4 protein-coding genes are annotated in these 6,143 nt (G+C 76.4%); all 4 read left to right on the top strand.

Annotated features, from left to right (window positions below; all coding sequences use genetic code 11):
- Window positions 1–18: 18 nt before the first annotated feature.
- The gene (locus AC0CYZ_RS15915) at window positions 19–897 is read left to right on the top strand and encodes an MOSC domain-containing protein (protein WP_472217012.1); all 879 of its coding nucleotides are present in this window, start codon (window positions 19–21) and stop codon (window positions 895–897) included.
- A gap of 156 nt (window positions 898–1,053) precedes the next feature.
- The gene (locus AC0CYZ_RS15920; protein ID WP_472217014.1) at window positions 1,054–4,521 is read left to right on the top strand and encodes an arabinosyltransferase domain-containing protein; all 3,468 of its coding nucleotides are present in this window, start codon (window positions 1,054–1,056) and stop codon (window positions 4,519–4,521) included.
- A 39-nt stretch (window positions 4,522–4,560) separates the two neighbouring features.
- A complete protein-coding gene (locus AC0CYZ_RS15925; RefSeq protein WP_472217015.1) occupies window positions 4,561–4,848 on the top strand; it encodes an antibiotic biosynthesis monooxygenase family protein in 288 nt (95 codons plus the stop codon).
- Window positions 4,849–4,950: 102 nt separating this feature from the next.
- The coding region (locus AC0CYZ_RS15930) for a DUF222 domain-containing protein (RefSeq protein ID WP_472217017.1) at window positions 4,951–6,143 on the top strand (1,193 nt) is incomplete at its 3' end.

The following is a 6,143-nucleotide window of genomic DNA, read 5'->3' on the forward strand; positions in this document are numbered from 1 at the left end:
CCGGGTAAGGATTCGCGCATGAGCATCGCCGCCATCAACCGCTACCCGGTCAAGTCGATGCAGGGCGAGGCGCTGACCCGCACCGTCCTCGACGAGCGCGGCGTCGTGGGCGACCGGGCCTATGCGCTGCTCGACGTCGAGACCGGGGTCGTCGCGAGCGCGAAGGTGCCGAAGCGGTGGCCGACGCTGCTGCAGTTCGCCGCGGCGTTCACCGCCGACCCGGTGCCCGGCGAGCCGGCGCCGGCCGTGACCGTCACCTTCCCGGACGGCTCCACCCGGCGCAGCGACGACCCCGACATCGACCAGGCGCTGTCCGCGGTGCTGGGCCGCGACGTCAAGCTCATCACCACCCCGCCCGAGGGCGTCGGCTTCGAGGAGATCTGGCCCGAGATCGACGACCTCGCGCCCCAGCACGTCATCGACGCCACCACGGCCCGCCGTGAGGACACCGGCGAGGCCATCAGCCGCTTCGACGTCGCGGGCTTCGCGCCGCCGGGGCGCTTCTACGACCTCGCCGCCCTGCACGTCATCACCGAGTCGACCCTGGCCCGCCTGCGCGAGCTCGCCCCCGACAGCCGGTTCGAGGTCGCCCGGTACCGCCCCAACATCGTCCTCGCCGAGACCGGCGACGGATTCGTCGAGAACGACTGGCCCGGCCGGGAGATGACCCTCGGCGACGGCGTGCGCGTGTCGTACACGTTCCAGACCATGCGCTGCATCATGACCACGCTCGCCCAGCAGGACCTGCCCGAGGACCGGGACGTCCTGCGGACCGTGGCCAAGCACAACCGGGTCGACATCACCAAGCGCGAGGTGGCCGGCCGCTGGGCCTGCGCGGGCGTCTACGCCGACGTCACCGCAGGCGGGGAGGTCGCGGTGGGCGACCCCCACGCGTGAGCGGCGGGCCGCGGGTACGGATGACCCGGCACTGACGCCCGTCCGGGATCGAACCGCTGTGGCGGTCACCACGGACGTCGGGCGACGTTGTCCGTCGCTCACCCGAGGTGCCTCCTGGCCGCCACCGCGCCGACCGAGACGATCCCGTCCCGGTCGGTGGCGCCCGTCGACGAGGGCCCGCCCGCGGGTCCCGGTCCCCGGCGCGGCCCTGTCCGACGCGCCCGGGCGCGCCGGGTCGCGCGGCTGGTCGTGGTGCTGGCCGCCCTGGGTGTGGGGGTCGCGGCCGCGGTGGTGGCCGCCGAGGTGCCCGCGGCGCCGGTGGAGTCGTCGACCTCGACGGTGACGTGGCCGCGCGCGGGCGCCGCCCCGCAGCCCACGACGCTCTTCCTCGTCCCCTACCGCCCGGCCACGCTCGAGGCCACCATCCCGTGCGGCGCGATCCGGGCCGCCCGCGCCCGGGAGGGCACCACGACGATCCTCGCGACCCTCGTCGGCGGCCCCGCCGACGGTCTCGCCGTGCGCACCGCCCCTGCCGACGACGACGCGGCCGGGCCGCCGACCGTGCAGGTGATCGCGAGCGGCCGGCTCGTCCCGGTCGAGGTCCCGGACCAGGGGTGTGGGCTCACCGTCCGGGCCGACGCGGGCGGGGTGGGCGTGACCGTGGGGGATCCGACCCGTGCCCCCGCGGTGAGCGTCCCCGGCGCCCCGGTCCCCGAGGTGTTCGCGGCGACGACCGACCTGCGCGGCGACGACGCCCGCGGCCTCGCGCTGACGGCCCGCACGCCGGCCTGGTTCGACAACGCCGCCACCCCGGCCAAGGCCGACCTCGTCGCCGCGGCACACCGGCTCGCCCTGGTCGCGCTCCTGCTCGTCGTCCTCGCGCGGCTGCTCACCCCGACGGAGCCGCCCCCGCGGGCCCTGGCCGAGCTCGCCTCGCGGCGCGGGCTCGCGATCGCCCGCACCCGTGCCCGGAGGGTGCGCCGCGGTGTGGCCGCGGCGCTGGGGCGTCCGGTGGTGCTCGCCCGGCTCGGGGTGGACGTCGTCGTCGCGCTGACCCTGGCCTGGTGGTCGATCGTCGGACCGCTGACCGACGACGACGGGTTCGCCGCGGTGATCGCGCGCCAGGCCGCGACCGGCGACGTCGGGAACTACTACCGCTGGTTCGACGCCTCCGAGGTGCCGTTCGCGACGAACCAGCAGCTGCTCGCGCTGTTCCTCGACCAGGGCCTGTCCCCGGTGGCGCTGCGCACGCCCAGCGTGCTCGCGGGACTCGCGTTGTGGGTCGTGGTCACCCGCGGGGTGCTCGGGCCGGCCCTGGGCGCCACGGGGCGGTCGGTGGGGGTGCGGGTGCTCACCGCGCTCGCGTTCGGGGTGTGGTGGTTGCCCTACGACCTCGGGGCCCGACCCGAGTCGCTCGTCGCGCTGGGGACGACGACGGTGGCCGCGCTGGTGCTGCGGGCCGCCCGCTGCGTCCCCGGCGACGGCCGTCGGGTCTCCCACCCGGTCGTCCTGATCGCGGTGGCCGGGCTCGTCGCGGGCCTGACGGTGACGGCTGCACCCTCGGGACTGCTCGCCGCGGCGCCGTTCCTGCTGTGCCTGCCCCGCCTCGCGCGGGCGATCGGGGGCGCGGGCGTGCCGCGGGAACCGGGCCGGGTCGCCCGGGTCACCCGGGCGCTGCTGCCCGTGGCCCACCTGGCGGTGATCGCGGGCCTCGCCGCGGTCGTCCTGACGGTCGTGTTCGCCGACCAGTCCTGGCACGGGTTCCTCGTCGCGACCGCGATCCACCAGCAGATCGGGCCCGACCAGCCGTGGTACGCGGAGTGGCTGCGCTACGGCTACCTGTTCGGCGACGACTCCTGGGGCGCGGCGGCCAAGCGGGTGCCCGTGGTGGTCGGGTTGGTGATGGCCGCGACGGGGTTGGTGGTGCTGGCCCGTGGCTCGGGTCGCGACAGCGTCCTGGGCCGCGAGTCGGTGCTGCTGCTGGGTCTCGCCCCGGCCGGGTTCGCGCTGCTGGCCGTGACGCCTTCGAAGTGGTCGCACCACTTCGGTGCACTCGCCGGCTACGGCGCGATCGGCCTGGTCGTCGCGATCCTCGCGCTGGGGCGGGCGGTGCGGCAGCGCGACCCGGTCGTCGCGGCCACGGCCGGCGTCGCCACGCTCGGGCTCGCGCTCGGGGCGGCGTTCGCGTTCTCCGGGCCGAACGCCTGGTGGGGCTACTCCGGGTTCGGCATGCCCGGGGCGGACGGTCCGCAACGCCCGTTCGACTCGGTCGTCCTGTGGCTCGCGTTCGCCGTCGCCGCGGCCGCTGTCGTGGTCCTCGTCGGGTGGCTCCGGTCCGGGGGCGGCCCGGGCGAGGGCGGCCAGCGGTCCGTGAGACCCGCGCTCGCCGGTGCGGCGCTGCGCGATGCGGTGCTGGGCGGCGGCCCGCTCGTCCCGGTGGTGACCGCCATCGCCGTCGTCGTGACCTCGCTGCTGCTGCTCGTCTCGTCGTTCTCGACGGCGGCCGCGCGCCCGGGCTACTCGCTCGCCGCCCAGGACCGGGCCGCGATCGCGGACCCGTCCTCGCCCGCGGCGTGCGGGTTGCAGGACCGGGTGCAGGTCCTGCGGACGGCCGCCGGCGGGCCGCTGCGTCCGGTCGACGGCTCGCGCGCCGCCATGACCGGCTTCGTCGCCGGCGGGGGCGCGGTCGACCCCCCGCCCGTCCGCCCGGGCCAGACCGACGGGACCGACGGGACGGCCGACACCCGGGACGGCCGCGACACCTGGGGCAGCCGCGTCGACGGCGCCGGCACGGTCGGGACCCTGACCACCGGGTGGTTCGCGCTGCCCCGGCCGGGCACCGACCAGCTGCTCGCCGTCTCGGTGGCGGGCCGCACGACCGACGGTGAGTCGTTGACCTGGCAGTTCGGTCGGGACGACCGCGTCGTCGGCTCGCGGCCCGTCGTCGAGACCCCCGAGCCCGACCGCGGCTACCGGGGCTACGCGCCCGACGCCGAGGCGGCGCAGCTGCAGGACCGCGCGGACGACCAGAAGCGGTGGCGCACCGTCACCCTGGCCGCCCCGGACGTCCCCGGCGGCGCCGACGAGGTCCGGCTGCGGGCCACCGACGAGCGCACCGACACCGGCGGGTGGGTGGCGCTGACCGGCCCGCGGATCGTCGACGTGCTCCCGCTGACCCGCTGGCTGGCCGGTCGCGGACCCGTCCTCGTGGACTGGGCGATCGCGTTCGCCTGGCCCTGTGCGGGCCGCCTGCCGCGGGTGGCGGACGGCGTCGCCGAGACCCCGGGCGTGTTCGTCACCGCGCCGACCGGCCCCGCCGACCCGATCCCCGGCGAACGCACCCTGTCCGTCGGCCCGCTGGGCGATGTCCTGCCCGAGCGCTGGACCCTCGGCGCCGACGGGCTGACCACCGGCCAGGCCTCCGACGGGAGCTTCGCGGGCCTGCCGGCCGACGGCACCCTGCGCGAGCTGGACACGCGGCTGCCCGACGAGCCGGGGCGCCGCTGGGGCCGGATCCTGGTGCCGGACCTCGACGAGCTGGCGACCGACGCCTACGACACCACGCGGGAGACCGGGGTCGTCCCGGGGACCGCGGGGGACCCACCGCCCGTCGTCGGCCGGTGACGCCGCGGTCCGTGCGGGTAGCCGCCGGACATGATGACCGTGATCACGCACGTGACGCTGACGCAGGGCTCGGAGCCGGAGTGGGACGCCGCCATGCACGACCGGCTCGAGTCCGCCACGCAGCGCGAGGGATGGCTGGGCAACCAACTGCTGATCCCGCTCGAGGCGCCGAACCAGCGCACCGTCGTCGGGACGTGGTCCACCCGCGCCGCCTGGGAGGCCTGGCACGCCGACGACGCCTTCCTCGAGACCCGCGAGCGCATGGAGGGTCTGCAGGAGGGCCCGAGCGAGACGACCTGGTACGAGGTCGTCACCGAGGAGCATTGAGCGCGGTGGCCGTCCTCGTCGGCGGAGCGTGAGTGTCGGGGGGTCGCGCTAGCTTTCGCAAATGCGTTCGAACGACGGGTCGGGGCGGGTGACGCCGTCAGTGTGGAGCTGGCCGCGATGCTCGCCCGCCTCGGTGAGCTCGCCGACGCCGCGGTCGACGACCCGACGGTCACCGCGGCGGCGCGGGTCGACCGAATCGCCGTGCTGGAGAAGGCGCGGGCGGCGTTGGCCGCGGCGCAGCACACCGAGATGGTCGCCTTCGCCCGGACCCGGGTCGCCGAGCAGGGCGAGCTGGTCGCCGCCGGGCGGCTGGATCCGGAGACGCTGGGCCGCGGGATCGCCGACGAGATCGCCCTCGCCGCCCAGGTCTCACCCTGGCAGGGCTCGAAGCGGCTCACGGTCGCCCGCACCCTCGCCGCTGATCTGCCCGAGACCCGTCGGCTGCTGGCCGCGGGGCGGATCAGTGAGCGGCTCGCCGAGACCGTCGTCGGCCAGACGAGCCACCTCGACGGCGAGCAGCGCCGGCTGGTGGATAAGGCGCTCGCCGAGGCCGGGCTCGAGCAGGTCGGGTTCCGCCGCGCCGAAGCGACCGTCAAGCGCATCGCCTACGAGACCGACCGCGTCGGCTACACCCGCCGCGGGCGGAAAGCGCGCAAGGATCGGCGGGTCACGTTGCGCCCGGCCCCGGACACCATGGCCGTGCTCTCCGGGCTGCTGCCCGTCGAACAGGGCGTCGCCTGCCTCGCCGCGTTGCGCGCGCACGCCGACCGCGTGGTCGCCACCGGCGGTGATGGGCGGAGTCGGGACCAGGTCATGGCCGACACCCTCGTCGAGCGCCTCACCGGACAGGCCCGCGCCCAGGACGTCGACGTCGAGGTCGGGATCGTGCTCCCCCTCGACGCACTCATCGATCCCGAGAGTCCCGCGACGGGGGAGTTGGTCGGGCACGGCCCGCTGCCGGCCGGGATCGTCACCGATGTGCTGCGCTCCACCGCGGGGAAGCGGTGGTGGCGGCGGCTGTTCGCCCACCCCGGCCACGGCACCCTCGTAGGCGGAGAGTCGCGGGCGCGGCGCTTCGACGGGTTCCTCGCCGCGCTGATCGACCTACGCGATGGCGGCCGCTGCCGCGACCCGTTCTGCGACGCCCCCATCCGCCACCACGACCACATCCGCCAGTCCCGCGCCGGTGGGCCGACCAGCTTCACCAACGGCCGCGGGGTGTGCGCGCGGGGGAACTTCGTGCGGGAGATGCCCGGCTGGCAGGTGGAGGTCGTCCACGACGGGCTCGGCGACCA

The sequence above is a fragment of the Actinomycetospora sp. genome (assembly GCF_055612215.1).